Origin of the sequence: Lentibacillus kapialis (assembly GCF_014646635.1) — a bacterium.
Classification (GTDB): Bacteria; Bacillota; Bacilli; order Bacillales; family Amphibacillaceae; genus Lentibacillus; species Lentibacillus kapialis.
The window spans coordinates 36,111-53,765 of the sequence record NZ_BMNQ01000016.1; the positions used below are offsets into that span (position 1 = coordinate 36,111).

Below are 17,655 nucleotides of genomic sequence, written 5' to 3' on the forward strand. Positions count from 1 at the left end.
AGTCCCAACGTTTCTGTATAACTTACAAACGAACTACCTCTTATCTATCTCCTGCTGTAGAATTTTATTAACCATTGGCGGGTTTGCCTGTCCTTTTGTTGCTTTCATGACTTGACCGACAAGATATTTGATGGCACGATCTTTCCCGTTTTGATAGTCAATGATCGACTGTTCATTTTCGTCGAGCACTTTTGTGATGATTTCAGTCAGTTGACCTTCATCGGAAATTTGCACAAGACCCTTCTCTTTAACAATTTTCTCAGGGTCACCACCGTTTTCCACCAGCTCTGCAAATACTTTTTTGGCAATTTTGGACGAAATGGTACCGTCCTCGATCAGCTTGATCATGGTTGCCAGTGCTTCCGGTGTCAGGGCTAGCTCGTTCAGCTCCATATAATGTTTGTTCATATATGCTAAAACATCGCCCATCAGCCAGTTGGAGGCCTGCTTAATATCGGCACCATGATGGACGGCTACCTCAAAGAAGTCAGACATTTCTTTGGAACTGGTCAAAACGGCAGCATCATATTCAGGCAGTTCCATTTCATTGATATAACGTTGTTTTCGGGCATCAGGTAATTCAGGTATTTCAGCACGGATACGTTCTTTCCATTCATCGTCAATATAAAGCGGCACTAAGTCCGGCTCCGGGAAATAACGATAATCGTCTGATCCTTCTTTGACGCGCATAAGAATCGTTTCTTTTGTTTTTTCATCATAACGGCGTGTTTCCTGGAGGATTTCACCGCCGGAGAGGAGCTCTTGTTCCTGGCGTTTCTCTTCGAATTCAAGCCCTTTTTGCACGAATGAGAATGAGTTCAGATTTTTCAACTCTGTTTTGACGCCAAATTCTTCCTGCCCGATGGGACGAATGGAAAGATTCGCATCACAACGCAGTGAGCCTTCCTCCATCTTGCAATCGGAAACACCGGTATACTGAATGATATTTTTTAATTTTTCCAGATAGGCATAGGCTTCTTCAGGCGTTCGGATATCCGGCTCCGAAACAATTTCGATCAGCGGGGTACCCTGACGATTAAAGTCTACCAGCGAATGACCGTCATCCTGATGGGTCAGCTTGCCCGCGTCCTCTTCCATATGCAGACGGGTAATTCCAATACGCTTTTTCTCACCGTTCACCTCAATCTCAATCCAGCCATTTTCACCAATCGGCTGGTCAAACTGGGAAATTTGATAGGCTTTCGGATTGTCTGGATAGAAGTAGTTTTTTCGGTCAAATTTTGTATTGGCTGCAATGTCACAGTTCAATGCCAGTGCCGCTTTCATCGCATAATTAACTGCCTCTTCGTTCAATACGGGTAAAACACCCGGATAGGCAAGGTCAATCGGATTGATGTTCGAGTTTGGTTTATCGCCAAAAGCATTGGGACTTGAACTGAAAATTTTCGATTCCGTTTTTAGCTCGACGTGTACTTCAAGTCCGATGATTGTTTCAAAGTTCATGATTTGGCACCCCCCAATTGAGGCCGTTTGGTATGATGGTCAGTCGCTTGTTCATATGCATGAGCCGCACGATAGACAGTCCCTTCATCAAACGCATTGCCGATGACCTGCAGACCAATCGGCAGTCCACTTTCTGAAAAGCCGCATGGCACGGAAATCCCCGGAACACCCGCCAGGTTAACCGGAATTGTCAGAATATCGTTGGCATACATCGTTAAAGGATCATCAACTTTTTCGCCGACTTTAAAAGCTGGCGTTGGCGCCGTTGGTCCAATTACGACATCATAATCTTTTAGAATGTTATCAAAGTCATTTTTAATAAGCGTCCGTACTTTTTGGGCCTTTTTATAATAGGCATCATAATACCCGGAACTTAGTGCGAACGTTCCCAGCATAATCCGACGTTTGACTTCATCACCGAATCCTTCGCTGCGGGAATAGGTAAACATATCCATCATGTTATCTGCCTTCTCAGAACGCACACCATAGCGAACACCATCAAAACGGGCCAAGTTGGCGGATGCTTCGGATGATGCAAGCAAGTAATATGCTGCAACAGCGTATTTGGAATGCGGCAGGGAGACTTTCTCCCATTCAGCACCAAGTGATTCATACACGCTCAATGCGCTCATGACCGCTTCTTTCACTTCCGGTGCAACACCTTCAGCAAGATATTCTTTCGGTACTGCAATTTTCATGCCTTTGACATCACCTGTCAGCTTGTCCGTATATGAAGGCACATCAACATCAGCGCTCGTTGAATCCATTTTGTCGTGACCCGAAATAACCTCCAGGATGCGTGCATTATCTTCCACACTGCGGGTGATCGGGCCAACCTGATCAAGCGATGAGGCAAATGCGACAAGACCGAACCGGGAAACACGTCCATATGTCGGCTTCATGCCGACAACACCGCAAAACGATGCAGGCTGACGGATTGAACCGCCTGTGTCAGATCCAAGCGCAAATGGGACTTCACCGGCAGCAACAGATGCGGCCGAACCACCGCTGGATCCACCCGGAACATAATCCGTGTTCCATGGGTTGCGTGTTGGGGTGTAGCTGGAGTTTTCATTCGATGATCCCATGGCAAATTCGTCCATGTTCAATTTACCGACCGTAACAATTTTTTCAGCATTCAGTTTATCAACGACCGTTGCATTATAGAGCGGATCGTCAAAGTTTTTCAGAAACTGGCTCCCGCACGTGGTCCGCAAGCCTTTCGTGACGATATTATCTTTAATACCGGCCGGAATGGCAAACAAGCGTGCATTTTCATCCGGAGCAGCGTCCAGCTGTTTTGCCTGATTCCGGGCATGTTCTTCATCAAGTGTCAAAAAGGCCTTAACCTGATCATCGACTTCATGAATGCGGTCATATGAAGCATCAACCAGGTCTTCAGCTGAAATTTCCTTTTTATGTAACATCTCTTCCAATTGTTTGATGCTGTGATCAAATAGCGACATCTATTTCCCTCCTTATTCCATAATCGATGGCACACGGAAATAACCTTCCTGCTTATCCGGTGCATTCCTTAACGCTTCATCTTTTGAAATCCATTCTTTTGGTTCATCCTTGCGCATAACATTTTTCAAATCCAGAACATGCGTTGTCGGCTCTACATGCTCTGTATCCAATTCATTTAACTGTTCAGCGTATTCGATGATTGAACTCAGCTGTTTTGTAAACATATCCGCTTCTTCTTCGGAAATGGCAAGCCGTGCTAAGTTGGCTACATGCTTGACCTCATCTTTTGATATATCAGCCATGCCAGGCACCTCCATCTAAATGATTGTATCTTTGTTAATGATGATTATATTTTCCTAAAGACACTATTGATAATAGCAGAATTTGCCGCCATTAGGCAAATGAACAGAAAGAAACCGCATCCTTTGATATCTTCTCGCTCCGGGTGATACTTTAGAAAAACTCGGCATTCGCCTCCTTATAGCGAATGCCGAAGCTTTTCTTATTAGGTCATCTATCATTTATACTTTCTGACGTTATAAATAAAGAGAAAGCTGCTGAACAGTGTCAGCGGCTTTCTCTTTGGCACACTGTTTGTTTTGTTTCCCAACAACCATTTCGCCATTTTTTGACATCTACTGTTGACAACAACTTTTTGGACTGTTTCGTCTCGTTTTGGCCGACACCGATTTTTTAATAAAAGCGGATTTCACCGTTGAATTTATCTTTTACACATGCAGCCTTGACATGGTTTCATCATATTCAGCTTCGACGCCATCCCGAGGTGTGCCTGCCTTACTCACAATAATGGCGAGGATCAGGTTAAGCAAAAAGCCTGGAACAATTTCATACAAGTCGAAAATGCCACCTGAGAGAACACCACCCCAAATGATGACTGTGACAGCACCTGCTAAGATACCGGCAAATGCACCATTGCGGGTGAATCCCTTCCAGAATAACGCCAGTAAAATAGTAGGGCCGAACGCTGCTCCGAATCCTGCCCAGGCGTAACTAACCAGCTCAAGCACGCTGCTGTCCGGATTTGTGGCAATCATCGCAGCAATCAAGGCAATGATAAGCGTCGCAATACGACCAACCCATACCAGTTCCTGATCACCTGCTTCTTTTTTGAAAATAGCTTTATAAAAGTCCTCGGCAACGGCTGAAGACGAAACAAGCAACTGTGAGTCAATAGTACTCATAATAGCTGATAGAATCGCAGCAAGCAGAATCCCGGCAATCACCGGATGAAATAACAATTGCGAAAAAGCAATAAAAATCTTTTCAGGATCTTCAAGCATCTGAATACCATTTTCCGTTATAACCGAAATACCAAATTCACTTAAAGCATTCACTTCTTGTGTACTGATGAATGCCAAGCCGACAAAGCCGGTGAATATAGCACCATATAACCCCAAAACCATCCAGGTTGTTCCAATAAACCGGGCCATTGGAACATCTCTTGGTGATCTTAACGCCATAAAACGGACGATGATATGAGGCTGCCCAAAATAACCAAGTCCCCATGCCAAAGATGAAATGATCGCTATCATACCGACACCTTCGATCATATTTAAATGATCCGCACTGATATCCCCGACAGCCTGGACAGCAGTATCCCAGCCGCCCATTTTGTTAATTGCAATAATCGGTACAATAATCAACGCAAGAAACATTAAACTGCCTTGGATGAAGTCGGTCCAGGCAACTGCCAGAAACCCGCCTAACAAGGTATATGAAACGACGACAACCGTCCCGATCCACAAAGCCGTCTGATACTCAAATCCAAATGATGCCTCAAATAATTTTGCTCCGGCCACCATCCCGGATGATGTGTAGAATGTGAAAAATAATAATATAACAAGTGCGGAAATAATGCGAAGAATGTGCGAGCTGTCTTTAAAGCGGTTTTCCAGAAAATCCGGAACCGTTATGGAGTTATTCGAAACCTCTGTATAAACCCGTAGCCGTTTCGCTACAAATTGCCAGTTTAAATAAGCACCAATTGACAAACCAATCGCCATCCAAGCTTCGGCAAGGCCAGTAGCATAAATAGCGCCCGGCAATCCCAATAAAAGCCACCCGCTCATATCGGATGCGCCTGCGCTCAGAGCTGCAACCCCGGGACCCAGCTTTCGTCCGCCCAGAACGTAGTCAGAAAGATTGTTCGTCATACGGTACATAATGATACCGATTGCAAGAATTCCAATCAGATAGACAATAAACGTTATTAGCGTTGCGTGCCCCATTTAGTTTTTCCTCCCCTCTGTAAATAGTGTAATAATCGACAGCAACACCACAATGGGCATTGGGATAAACATCCACATCCATGTTGCACCGGAAATAGCATATTCCATTATTAGCCCCCCTTTTCTGAATAGTATTATTATATCATATGTTTCATCTACTGAAATCATTTCTTATAGTAACACGATTTTAAATCATGCATAAAATACAGCAGACAAAAAGGCCTGAAACGGTTTTCCACACCGATTCAGGCAAATTAAATCATAATGTAATAGGGTAAATGTTACTGGTTCTATTTACTGTTAGTGACTTAAAAATTACTAACGTCATGACCGACTGAAAATATTCTAGGCTCCAATTCCATTGCAGAATCAGTCGGTGCATCCTGCATTGCTGCAAATCCTGCAACTAGCATAGTTCCCAATGCAACGGTTGCCATCAACTTTTTCATGATATCCCCCCCTTTACAGGCTAATCAATTCTTCATAAGTATCATTAGCCAACTTATAATATTTAACAGATTCTTTGTATCTGTTATTCCCTTCAAAATGTCGTGCCAGCATATTAGCATAATTCACTAAATTAGCGTAGTCTTTATGCTTCTTTAAGTAAGGTATAAATTCATCTATTACAAAGGTCTCAAACTTTTTAGCTTGTAGGTTGATTGCATAATCATACGTATAGGTAATATAGTAAAATAATTGAAACCTTTCTTTGTCATAGGCTTTTTCCAATAAATCCAAGCTAATTTCTATCATTTCCTTTGCCTTGTCATAATTATATATATTGTAATATTCCTTAATTAATGACGTGGATGCAGTAATCCGCTCCAATAACATCAGTTCTTCTTCCTTCACTATTTCCTCATAATTGGAAATAGCTTTTCTGTTCTCTCCAATTGTTGAATAAAGATATCCTAAATTCTGGTTAGTCAATTGAATAATCTGTGTATTTTGCTTTAACTCGCCTAAATGTTTGGCAAGATTATAGTTTTTGATTGCCTTATTATGCATTCGGATTCGGCGGTAGGAAATGCCCAATACAATATGGCATTGCGCACACCGGCTGAAATTATACGTAACCCGAAACGTAGCAATTGCCTTTTCGGCATAATCTATCGCCTCTAAGGTATTTCTTAACTTACTATGTGTTACGGCAATCGTATACTGTAAATCAGCTATCCCTTCCTCAGACAATTCTAGCTGATTAAATTTTTCTTCGGCAGCCTCATACATGCGTATTGCCTGGTTAAACTCATTACTGGCAGAACTATAATTCCCTTTAAATTTGTACCAGTAGAATTGATGTAGGGTGTCAAACGTACCGGACATTTCCGACAGTTTATTAATCTGACTTAGAGCATTATCCATTTCACCCAAAACCAGATAGTACCGTATCTTATGAATCTCAAACATGACCAAACTGTCCGCTGAATGGTTATCATACATGACCTGATTCAATTCCCGGTAAGTTTGAACCATTTCATCCATATCATGTTCCGAGGACAGCATGCCATACCAATTTTGCAATTTCTCTCTGATCATTTCGTCAGTTCCCGTGTCCAACTGAATCCCCAGTCTGGTGCATAATAAGCTTATGACGCTTGGACTCGCTGCTGTTTTTTCGTTTTCAATCTTTGATAAATAGGCGCTTGAAACAATTCCTTCAGCCAGTTCTGCCTGGGTCAGTTCCTGCTTAATTCTGTGAAGTTTGATATAGGCTCCGATTTCCATCTTTTTACCCACCTCACCAGCTGAATTTTTAGAATGAATTGGTAATAATGTTATATTTATATCATAACATAAATTCTAAAAATTCATATTGGGAAAGTTGAAGGGTTTATATGCTGATAAACCTGTCTGTAACTTGCATACTTTCCTGAAATGAGGAAAGTTAGTCAAAAATAGCCCTTTTTCCGCATATTTCTTCCAGAAAAAAGGCTATTTTTACATTTTTGGGTCTATTGACTTATATTCATTCGTCGGTAATCGCCATAAACGAAAATGTTAAATTGATTATTGCGAGTGGTCATGAATGTGCTCAAGCCTTATACTAAGGTAATAATGGTAGAATCAGAAGGCTCTGCGTTTAATTCATCCTGCGTCGACGTTGTCCCAGCGGATTCTCATTCCGTTATTTGCTTCAATTCAGGCTTTTGAAACACATTAGCGGATGCTCATTCCGCTATTTCGCCATTTTTGCGCTCGTTTTATCCTATTTTCACACGATTAGCGGAATGAGCATCCGTTCCGCCTGGTTATCCGTCTTTTGACAGTTACTCCCTTCCGCTATCTGGTTCTTTGAAACGTTAGCCTGAGCATACGCGAACAGGGAGGCCGGAACATGGTCGTGAATTTCAAAATATGTTCCCGGAACAGGATATTTGATTACGAATCATACACATGAACTGTGGCTTCATCGTCGCCCGGGTTTTGATATATAAGACTTTCCATTTTTTGGTTGGACTTAATTTTGACTTCGAGTCCGTAATAGTCCTGGAACATTTCTTCCACAAGACCATACGTGTATTGTGTAAAGCCGATAACTTCTCCTTTTCCGTTAAACTCAAGCGGGATTTCGAGTGTCAATTTCTGCAATTCTCCGTCAATGTAAAAGCCTTCACCAATTACACCGACATAATCCGGAAAGTACTCTTCAATGCGTGTGCTGAAATTTTGGACCAACTTCTGGGTATCGGCATATTTTTCCTTCCCTTGTTCGGACGGAAACAACACATTCTCTTCTGTTATAGTTTCCCATTCATTTATTGACGCCTGATCCCCTTTAACACTTGTTTTGGCTACAAAACTGCCTGGGACCGGTGAACTTTGGTCTTCTTCCCTGTATAAGGCGATCATAATGGGAATGTTACCCATCCCCTCAATGTTCCGGACGCGCTCCAATACAGTCTGGGCAATTTCTTTTCCTTTTTCCATCATTTTCGACTTGGAAATTTCTTTATGATAGGTATTGCCGTCAACTTCAAAGGTATATTCTGACTTCAACGCTATACCGAGTGAAGCCCCAATCAACTCCACTTTATTATCGTCAGTTTTTTTAAGAAAATTTTGTTCCAGAATGTGCGTCAGGTATTTTGGATTATTCTCGTAATCTTCTTTGCTTGCCGTTTCTTCCGTTAAGTTTTTTTCTTCATCCAGCGGTGGATTTAATGCAAGTTTCGCTTTTTCGATAGCCGTCTCATCATAATTGTCACTCTCTTTCATCTGATTGAGCATCTCGTCCGTTGGATAGGTGTCCAGCCAATTATAAAGCATATCCGAGGTTATATATTGGCCTTCTTCAAAAAAGTATTTTTCGGGATCGAAGTTATCCTTTGATAGTCTTCTCAGTCCGGTTTCCATCTCGTCAATGTCCACACGATTTCCCATCTGGTTGGTGATGACGCCTCGCGATGCACTGGGGCGGTATGGAAGAATAGTCCGATAATCTTCATCCGGCAATCGCTGGCTGGAAACAATCGATTTCTGCTGTTCTTTTGAATTGTCTTTGTTCTGGACAACTTCCTCATCATTACCAATCGATGGTGCACAGCCGGCGAGAAACAAAACGGCGCCTGACAGTATAATCATTATCTTTTTCACGTCGCCCACTCCTTAATCGTTCAAAACTTCTCTCAGCTGCTGCTCGTCCCAAACCGCTACGCCAAGTTTTTCGGCTTTTTCCAATTTTGAACCGGCGTCTTCCCCGGCAAGCAAAATATCAGTATTCTTGCTCACACTGCCGGTCACTGATCCGCCGAGCTGTTCAACCAAGGCTTTCGCCTCTGAACGTGTGAAATTCTCCATTTTTCCGGTTAAAACAACTGTTTTGCCTGAAAAGGCAGTGTCTCCTTCCATGTCCTGCGCTTTTGGTCCTTGATATGCCATATTCAGACCGAGTTCGCGCAATTCATGAAGCAGATGTTTCACTTCGTCTTCCTCAAAATAACGGACAATGGAGTCGGCCATCTTCTCCCCCATTTCATCAATCGCGATGATATCTTCAAATCCAGCCTTCTGCAGATTTTCCATCGATTGAAAATGCCTGGCAAGTGTCCGGGCGGCTTTAGAACCCACAAAACGGATGCCAAGTCCAAATAACAGCCGTTCCAGTGAATTGTCTCTTGACGCGTCAATTGCCTGCAGCAAATTACTAGTCGACTTTTCTCCCATTCGTTCCAATTGCAGCAGATCGTCACGTTCAAGCCGGTACAAGTCAGCAATGGTATGAACCAACTCTTCCCGGAACAGCTGGTTGATCACTTTCTCCCCAAGACCTTCAATGTCCATGGCATCACGAGAGACAAAATGAATGAGCCCTTCTCTTAACTGGGCGGGGCAATTCGGATTAATGCAGCGCAGTGCCACCTCTTCCTCAAGCCGGACAAGTTCGCTTCCGCATGCCGGGCATTCATCGGGCATAAAAAACACCTTTTCACCGCCTGTCCGTTTTTCTTCAACAGCCCGAATCACTTCCGGGATTATGTCGCCCGCTTTTTTAATGACAACCGTATCCCCCAGCCTGATATCCCGTTCCCGGATCAAATCCTCATTATGAAGAGAAGCACGCTGGACGGTTGTTCCAGCAACCCTGACCGGATCCAGAACAGCAGTCGGCGTAACAACACCGGTCCGGCCAACACTTAATTCAATAGTGCGGAGAGTCGTCATGACTTCTTCAGCCGGAAATTTATAGGCAATGGCCCAGCGCGGATTTTTTGCGGTAAATCCTAATTCCTCTTGCTGATCCAAATTATCCACTTTAACAACGATGCCGTCGATCTCATAACCTAAGTCCGGCCTTTTTTCTTCCCAGTAATTAACATAATCAATGACCTCATCCATCGTATCACAACGCCGCCATTCAGGATTGATTTTGAAACCAAGCTCCAGCAAATAGTCGAGCCGCTCACTGTGTGATACCAATGTGCCTGTTTGCCATTCACCAACACCATACAGAAAAATATCCAGATTGCGGCTCGCTGCGATTTTCGGATCAAGCTGGCGCAGCGATCCCGCCGCTGCATTGCGCGGGTTTGCAAACGGCTCATCACCTTTTTCCTTCCGTCGTTCATTCAGCTTTAAAAACGATTTGTGCGGCATAAACACTTCGCCGCGTACTTCGATCGTATTTTCCTCCGGGATAGTAAGCGGAATGCTGCGAACCGTTCTTAAATTGCTGGTAATATCTTCACCGGTTGTGCCATCGCCACGGGTAGCACCGCGGACAAATTTGCCATTCTCGTATGTGAGTGATACCGCGAGACCATCAATCTTCAATTCGCAGACAAACGAAATCGGCTCATCAGTCCCCGCTTTGGCGCGTCGGGCAAAGTCGCGCAGTTCACCTTCATTGAACGCGTTCCCCAGGCTCATCATGGCTACATTGTGCTGCACTTTCTGAAACGCATCCAGCGGCTCACCGCCAATACGCTGAGATGGTGAATCAGCCGTGACCAATTCCGGAAATGCCTCTTCCACTTTAAGAAGCTCCTGCATTTTCCGGTCATATTCTGAATCAGGAACACTAGGACTATCGAGCACATAATATTCATGACCATATTGATTTAAAAGTTCTCTCAGTTCCGTGATCTGCTGCTGTGCTTGCTGTTTATCCAACTGCCAAGCACCTCCTATTGTTTCGTGATGGGTGCGTATTTGGCCAAGAGCCGTTTGATGCCTGTCGGTGCAGGAAAAGCGATGTCAAGCTCCATCCCATCACCTTCCCCCTGGACTTTGACAACTGTACCAACGCCCCATTTCTTATGTTCTGCTTTATCACCCGAACTCCAGGTCTGTGATTCGGCACCTGATGTCTGTTGCATTCTTCCGGCACTCCGTTTTGGCCGGGATGATTTGTCGTCGGGTTTTTCTAACGATCCATACATCGACGCTCGCACCTGTTCGATTCCATCAACCAGATCTTCCGGGATTTCATTAATGAACCGGCTGATCGGATTCATATTCGTCCGGCCATAAATGGTGCGCATTTTAGCATGGGTCAGGTATAACTGCTGCTCAGCTCTGGTAATCCCCACATAGGCGAGACGCCGTTCCTCTTCCATTTCCTCATTATCAAACATTGATCGGCTGTGGGGAAAAACGTTTTCTTCCATGCCAACTAAAAAAACAACCGGAAACTCCAGCCCTTTGGCAGCATGCAGTGTCATGAGCGTTACTTTCGGTTCATCATCCATTTCCTCCTCATCAACACGGTCTATATCGGCCACCAATGCCAGGTCCGTCAAAAATGCGATCAAAGTTTTATCCTCAGCGCCTTCTTCAAAATCGTGGGTGACAGTTTTGAATTCCTCAAGGTTTTCCAGACGGCTTTGCGATTCCAGCGACCCCTCATTTTTCAGCATTTCCTCATAACCCGTCCGCTCCAGAATTGCCTCAACCATATCAGTCGCTGTCAAAAATTCCTGTTGCTGTGAAAGGGTTCGAATCAGATTGCCGAAACCTGCCAGTGCGTTGGCTGCTTTTTTTGTCACACCGACGAAATCGACTTCCTTCACCGCCCGGTTAAATGAAATCGCATGTTCAGCCGCATAGGCGCGCAGCTTGTCGACAGATGTTTTTCCAATTCCGCGTTTCGGTACATTCACAACCCGTTCGAAGCTTATATCATCATCAGGGTTGGTAATAAGGCGCAAATAAGCAGTCAGATCCTTAATCTCTTTTCGTTCATAAAATTTGGTTCCCCCGACCATCTGATAACCGATATCTGATTTAACCAATGTATCCTCGATCGCCCTTGACTGCGCATTTGTCCGGTAAAGAATCGCAATATCATTCAGGGACAACCCCTCTCCGGTCAGTTCCTGAATTTTATCGGTCACAAATAACGCCTCTTCCTGTTCAGTACCGCCCTGAAAATAATGGATTTTGTTGCCGTCATCATTTTCTGTCCAAAGATTCTTCGGTTTGCGGCCGGAATTGTTTCCAATAACTTTATTTGCTGCATCCAAAATAGACTTGGTTGAACGATAATTTTGCTCAAGGTAGATCACCCGTGCCGATGGATAATCCTCTTCAAACGACAGGATATTCGCAATATCAGCGCCCCGCCAACGGTAAATAGACTGATCGGAATCCCCGACAACGCAAAGGTTCTGATATCTGTTTGCCAACTGCTTTACCAAATAGTATTGGGCATGATTGGTGTCCTGATACTCGTCCACATGAATATACTGGAACCGGCGCTGATAATATTCCAGCACTTCCGGAACGCGTTTGAATAAATGAATCGTCTGCATAATCAGATCATCAAAGTCGAGTACCTGGTTTTTCCGCAATGTTTTCTGATAACGTTCATAAACCTGCGACACTTGACGCTGAAAAAAGTCACCGACGTTTTCACTGTACTTTTCTGGTGTGATCAGTTCATTTTTCGCGCCGCTGATCTGTCCAAGTATTGCACGGGGGTCAAATTTTTTCGGATCTATGTTCAAGTCTTTCAGAATTTGTTTAATGACCGATAACTGATCACCGCTATCCAGAATCGTAAAGTTCCGGTTATAGCCGATCCGGTCAATATCCCGGCGCAAAATACGCACGCACATTGAATGAAAAGTGGAGACCCATATCTGCCCACCCCCTGCTCCAACAAGCTTGTTAACGCGCTCTTTCATTTCACGAGCTGCCTTGTTTGTAAAAGTAATCGCCAGCACATTCCGCGGCGAGACATCCTTTTCACCGAGTAAATAAGCAATCCGGTGTGTCAATACCCGCGTTTTGCCGCTTCCTGCTCCGGCCATAATCAGTAATGGTCCTTCTGTATGTTTGACAGCCTCTTGCTGTTCTTTATTTAATCCGTTTAGTAAGTCGTGCATTGTCTGACTCACTATGACACACCACCTTCTGATGAACTGTTATTAACGCATATCTTTAACTGCGCCAACTGTTTTCAAAGCTTTGTTGATATCCGAATAAATCAGATTACCAACAACGATTGTATCAGCCTGTTCTTTCATTTCACGGGCCCGGGAAGCACTGTTTATTCCGCCGCCGTAGATCAGCTTCGTGCTGTCAAGCTGCTTTCTCACTTCTTTAACGAGTTCAGGTCGACCATACTTTCCGCTGTATTCCATGTAGAATACCGGAAGCCGAAAAACGTGCTCCGCCATATAGGCATATGCCACAACATCCTCATGATCCGGCATCTCACATTTCGTCTCTTTATAAGCTTTGGCATTTTCGTTTAAAATACAGTAGCCCTCAACCATAATCTGATCCCAATTCATTGAATCCCGGTATTCTTTGATAGCTTCATGATGGAGATCCATTATCCATCTTTTCTCCGTACTGTTCATCACCATCGGGATAAAATAAAAGTCGAAACCGGGCGTAATCGACGCCATATTGGATATTTCCAAAACACACGGAACAGGATGCCGCCGGATTCGCGACAGCAAATCAAGCACACCATCCAGCGTAACATCATCAGTCCCTCCGACAACCACGGCATCAGTCCCTGACTCGCAAATCGCATCAAGGTCCTCATCCGGGATGTCTTTGGCAGGATCCAATTTAAATAAATGCTCCCAATTTGTTGATATTTCATTCACTGTAAATTCCTCCATATTAAAGAATTGATTCATGGATTCAGCTTTCTGACATGCTGATTACTGCCTGCTTTACAAAAGTGCTGTTAATGCGAATTCAGATGGCAGCATACACGATTCACCTTCATTTTTAAAGTATATCAAAAATCGCGCTATGAATTTAGGAAAAACAGGATTAATAATGAGGAATTTCCTGAAGAGAAACGTTGAGGGCAAAGAGCATCGGAGCATTGACCGCAGCAAAAAGCAAGCTATCCCCTACTTGGGGATAGCAGCTGATTTACGCGTTATGATCAAGTAATCGATCCAGAACAATTTTATACCCGCCGCTCCCATAATTAATACAGCGGCGCACACGTGAAATCGTTGCAGTCGAAGCGCTTGTCTCTTCCTCTATGTAGTTATAGGTGTAACCTTCTGTCAGCATTTTGGCAACCTGCAGCCGCTGAGCGATCGAGTGGACCTCGGACATCGTTGCAATATCATCAAAAAATTGATAGCACTCCTCACGATCTTTTAACGCCAGAATCGCGTCAAACAATTGATCCAGCTGATTTCCGCGCAGTTTGTCGATCTGCATGATGACATCACCTGCTTTCTAATCATTTGATACCGTAACCGATTGGCTGATTCCCGGTTCTGTCGGTATAACGTTAATCCATGTGTTGCCCTGAACAAATTGCACCGGCTTACCGTTCTTCACCGGGATAATCCTGCCATCACGATTTTCCCACTTGACGTCGCGAATTTTTCCCTTTTGCACCAGATACGCATCACCGCCCGATGTTATATCGATTTTCCGTCTCCCTGCATCATCAATGACTTGATGCGGTGTTTCCACGATAAAAATATTATCAGCCGTTATCGGCTCGCCCGAGTCCAGTTCAACAGATTTTTCCCCATCACTGTAACGTGTGTAGGTCCCGTTCTTTTTATCGTATTTGTAATTGACTACGTATGACAGCCGCTTGGAGGAGTAATCCACCTTAACATTCCCGGCAGGGTCACCGGAGATACCGGCAGTTCCCTCGTCTGCAGCAAATGGCAGCGGGTCGTGCGTCTGTGTCACATTATACCCTTTTTTCTTTGCTGTGTCATACACACCGTCAAACTGCAGATAGGAATTATGTGGCGCATTCCTGAATGATTCGCGTTTAAATAAATGTCCATTATTATCATAAGCCGCACCATCCAAATGTTCAATTCCACGGTTTTGAATCATATCATTTACAAAATTGGCTGCCCCATGATAAATATATATGGCGTCATAACCCTCAGCAAGTTCAAAATAGTATTCGCGCGCACTCCGGACAGGGCCTGCAACATCCGGCATTTCGCTCTGAAACATGGCCATAAATCGTGTGATCCGCCCTTCCGCCAGCATTTCAAAAACGATATCTGCCTTGCTGAGACCTGATTGCGGCCGGGCTTTACGATGATTATTGATCATCACACTAACGATCCGATTGTTGGCCGGGCGGTCGGTCTGTACCCCTGTCAGCGGAAACGTATTCATGTTGTCCGATGCTCCCGGTTTTTCTTTTTCTGTTACAGTATTTTCTTTTGATTCACTGTCTCCTGCGCCCTTTTCCTGATCATCTGAACAAGCTGCAAGAAACAGCAGTATGAAAAGTGATAGATAAACAATAACCTTTCTCAATGCCGCCACTTCCTTTAGAAAAAAGGTTCTTTCCGCACATCGTTATCGCATTGTTGCCGGAAAGAGTACTTCACGCTTTTTCACATCAATAACGCCTTGTTGTGTAATCCGGATGTATGGTAAATGAGTTGCTGATAAAAAGAGAATCGAGTAGACCGGATCTCCAAATGTATACCCGAAGTCCGCCAGCAATTTTCTCAGTTGCTTTTCCTTTTCTATCAATACGCGCATCGTTCCGGCGAACATGATACCGCTCAGGGCAAGCGGCAGCTCGAATATGACTTCACCCTCATGAGCAAGCACTATCCCGCCGCCCAGTTCTTTCAGTCGCCTCCATGCAAGCAACATATCTTGCTTGCTTTTCCCGATAAAAATAAGGTCACCGGTCGCTGAAAATGAGCTTGCCAATGCGCCCAACCGATTCGTGAAGCCTTTAATCGCGGTATTGACACGCCAGCTTCCTTTTCTATCAATCAGCATAAGAAAGGCATCATCGGTGCTTGAGGGAATCACATCAAGTGTTACGTCTGTTTTGATCGCATATGGCTGAATAAGCACATCGTTCATCATGTTGAGCCCGATAGGAACAGAAAATTGCATATCTTCCAATGTCAGGTCCCATTCGAATGCAATGGGTTCAATTTCATATTTCCCCCAGTCGATTTTTGAGGAAAAGTCTTTCGTTTTATGGTCTTTTTTCAACCATTCACCTTTTGCCAAAACACTGATCGGATGCGGATTATCCTTTTTCTGCAGGATATTGATATTGGCTATTCGACCCGGAGCGATACACCCGACATCATTGATCTGGCCGTAATGTACCGCGGCGTTGTGTGATGCCATCCGGTAAGCATCCGCCAGCGGAACACCTTTTTCAATCGCAATCGCCACACAAACATTCATAATACCACGTTCATAAAAAGCAGGTGCTGCACCATCCGTATTCATTGTAACATGGTCAAATGTGTTCACACCCTCTGCGAGCAACTCTTCCAGTAACTTGGGAAGATCAGGGCGGATGGATGAGTAGCGCAGACCGGTCTGATAACCAAGCTGCAGACGTTTAGCTGCTTCCTTTCCGGTCATGGCCTCATGCTCTGCGTCCACACCTAACAGCTTCATTTTTGTCAGCGTTCTTTCAGATGCCCCGGGTAAATGGCCTTCAACCGGTTTATCAAGCCGATTTGCCTCCTGAATCCAATAGAGGAGACGGTCATCCCCATCCAGTAAATGCGGCCACGCTGTCAGTTCACCACCTTGAATGACAGACGGATGCTTGAGCCAAGACAGAACTTTTTCTGTGTCGAAATATTCCCCGGGATGCTGCAGTGCCGTCTGAGAATCAAATCGTGCCCACCAGTACATCGTAACCGGTGATTGATTAAAGTCTTCCAATAACGTAAACGCTTTCTTTTTATCCAATAAAAAATTGAACATAAGATTATCATTGATAAATGTTGTCGTACCGTACTCACCCCCGTGCATTGCCAGATTTTCAGGATTGTACAATAGGAAGGGGTGCGCATGCGGTTCGATATAGCCCGGTACCAGAAACAGACCGTTACAGTCAACGACTTCCGTTGATTGACTCTTTTCGGGAAGTTTATCGCCGACATAAACAATCCGGTCATTAAAAATCCAAATGTTGGCACACAGCCATTGCTTTGTATATGTATTTAAATAAGTGCTGTTTTTCAATACGATTGTAGGTGCTTCTTCCCCATCAATAACAGCAACATGTTTTCTCAATTCACGGTTTCTCCAATAGATACTTTCTGACATAACAACAACGCTCCAATATATGGTTTATTCCAGCTTAACATAAAATGCACTTTCATACGGTATTGGGTTTAAAAAGGAAATGAATTTTTTGTGACAACTTTTAAACCGTTAGAAAAACCGGGCAAAGTGCGGCCCAGTCCTTTTCTTCCTAACTTCGTTAGAGGATATCCGATAATTTGTATTCCTGTCCATGCATACCTTTATAATACTCCGGATACATCTCTCCTCCGCACTGTTCACAGTTAAATCTCGGTGGAGTTGTTGGATCTCCTCCATCCATCAAATCAAAATCTCTTACAACGTCATAAGGAATTTCCTCTTCCTCATGACACATTAAACAATGATTGATCGACGTCTTCTTGGGTTGTAGATGATCGGCCCCCTTTTTCTTTTTGTATTTCTTCCGTTTGTTTTGGTTTCGGAGTTTCTTCGAGATAGACAATCATCCTCTCCATATAGCGTCTTGCAT

At 44.0% G+C, this 17,655-nt stretch carries 13 protein-coding genes; all 13 read right to left on the bottom strand.

What is annotated here, in order from left to right; genetic code table 11:
- Positions 1–33: 33 nt before the first annotated feature.
- Complete coding sequence (gene gatB, locus IEW67_RS07850) at positions 34–1,464, bottom strand: Asp-tRNA(Asn)/Glu-tRNA(Gln) amidotransferase subunit GatB (protein ID WP_188632511.1); 1,431 nt, start codon at positions 1,462–1,464, stop codon at positions 34–36.
- Positions 1,461–2,930, bottom strand: a complete 1,470-nt coding sequence (gene gatA / locus IEW67_RS07855) for an Asp-tRNA(Asn)/Glu-tRNA(Gln) amidotransferase subunit GatA (protein WP_188632512.1) — start codon at positions 2,928–2,930, stop codon at positions 1,461–1,463. The genes gatB and gatA overlap by 4 nt, the downstream gene beginning before the upstream one ends.
- 12 nt (positions 2,931–2,942) lie before the next feature.
- A complete protein-coding gene (gene gatC / locus IEW67_RS07860; protein WP_188632513.1) occupies positions 2,943–3,233 on the bottom strand; it encodes an Asp-tRNA(Asn)/Glu-tRNA(Gln) amidotransferase subunit GatC in 291 nt (96 codons plus the stop codon).
- A 426-nt stretch (positions 3,234–3,659) separates the two neighbouring features.
- A complete protein-coding gene (gene putP / locus IEW67_RS07865) occupies positions 3,660–5,180 on the bottom strand; it encodes a sodium/proline symporter PutP (protein ID WP_188632514.1) in 1,521 nt (506 codons plus the stop codon).
- A 308-nt stretch (positions 5,181–5,488) separates the two neighbouring features.
- The gene (locus tag IEW67_RS07870) at positions 5,489–5,629 is read right to left on the bottom strand and encodes a hypothetical protein (protein ID WP_188632515.1); all 141 of its coding nucleotides are present in this window, start codon (positions 5,627–5,629) and stop codon (positions 5,489–5,491) included.
- A gap of 13 nt (positions 5,630–5,642) precedes the next feature.
- Positions 5,643–6,911 carry a helix-turn-helix domain-containing protein gene (locus IEW67_RS07875; protein ID WP_188632516.1) on the bottom strand — a complete coding sequence of 423 codons (1,269 nt, stop codon included), beginning with the start codon at positions 6,909–6,911 and terminating at the stop codon, positions 5,643–5,645.
- A gap of 654 nt (positions 6,912–7,565) precedes the next feature.
- Positions 7,566–8,780: a CamS family sex pheromone protein gene (locus IEW67_RS07880; RefSeq protein ID WP_188632517.1), complete on the bottom strand. Its 1,215-nt coding sequence runs from the start codon at positions 8,778–8,780 to the stop codon at positions 7,566–7,568.
- Between the two features lie 12 nt (positions 8,781–8,792).
- Positions 8,793–10,796 (bottom strand): NAD-dependent DNA ligase LigA, encoded by a 2,004-nt coding sequence (gene ligA, locus IEW67_RS07885; RefSeq protein ID WP_188632518.1) that lies wholly within the window; start codon positions 10,794–10,796, stop codon positions 8,793–8,795.
- 14 nt (positions 10,797–10,810) lie between these two features.
- A complete protein-coding gene (gene pcrA / locus IEW67_RS07890) occupies positions 10,811–13,012 on the bottom strand; it encodes a DNA helicase PcrA (protein ID WP_373288503.1) in 2,202 nt (733 codons plus the stop codon).
- A gap of 42 nt (positions 13,013–13,054) precedes the next feature.
- Positions 13,055–13,738, bottom strand: a complete 684-nt coding sequence (gene pcrB / locus IEW67_RS07895; protein ID WP_229671702.1) for a heptaprenylglyceryl phosphate synthase — start codon at positions 13,736–13,738, stop codon at positions 13,055–13,057.
- 286 nt (positions 13,739–14,024) lie between these two features.
- The gene (locus IEW67_RS07900; protein WP_188632520.1) at positions 14,025–14,324 is read right to left on the bottom strand and encodes a YerC/YecD family TrpR-related protein; all 300 of its coding nucleotides are present in this window, start codon (positions 14,322–14,324) and stop codon (positions 14,025–14,027) included.
- A gap of 18 nt (positions 14,325–14,342) precedes the next feature.
- Positions 14,343–15,404, bottom strand: coding sequence for a DUF3048 domain-containing protein (locus IEW67_RS07905; protein WP_188632521.1), 1,062 nt, complete (start codon positions 15,402–15,404; stop codon positions 14,343–14,345).
- A 42-nt stretch (positions 15,405–15,446) separates the two neighbouring features.
- A complete protein-coding gene (locus IEW67_RS07910; RefSeq protein WP_188632522.1) occupies positions 15,447–17,186 on the bottom strand; it encodes an adenine deaminase C-terminal domain-containing protein in 1,740 nt (579 codons plus the stop codon).
- Positions 17,187–17,655 lie beyond the last annotated feature (469 nt).

Excerpts from the sequence above, each read along its gene's own strand:
- gatB (WP_188632511.1), bottom strand. The coding sequence starts at position 1,464 with ATGAACTTTGAAACAATCATCGGACTTGAAGTACACGTCGAGCTAAAA.
- gatA (WP_188632512.1), bottom strand. The coding sequence starts at position 2,930 with ATGTCGCTATTTGATCACAGCATCAAACAATTGGAAGAGATGTTACAT.
- gatC (WP_188632513.1), bottom strand. The coding sequence starts at position 3,233 with ATGGCTGATATATCAAAAGATGAGGTCAAGCATGTAGCCAACTTAGCA.
- putP (WP_188632514.1), bottom strand. The coding sequence starts at position 5,180 with ATGGGGCACGCAACGCTAATAACGTTTATTGTCTATCTGATTGGAATT.
- IEW67_RS07870 (WP_188632515.1), bottom strand. The coding sequence starts at position 5,629 with ATGAAAAAGTTGATGGCAACCGTTGCATTGGGAACTATGCTAGTTGCA.
- IEW67_RS07875 (WP_188632516.1), bottom strand. The coding sequence starts at position 6,911 with ATGGAAATCGGAGCCTATATCAAACTTCACAGAATTAAGCAGGAACTG.
- pcrA (WP_373288503.1), bottom strand. The coding sequence starts at position 13,012 with ATGCACGACTTACTAAACGGATTAAATAAAGAACAGCAAGAGGCTGTC.
- IEW67_RS07900 (WP_188632520.1), bottom strand. The coding sequence starts at position 14,324 with ATGCAGATCGACAAACTGCGCGGAAATCAGCTGGATCAATTGTTTGAC.
- IEW67_RS07910 (WP_188632522.1), bottom strand. The coding sequence starts at position 17,186 with ATGTCAGAAAGTATCTATTGGAGAAACCGTGAATTGAGAAAACATGTT.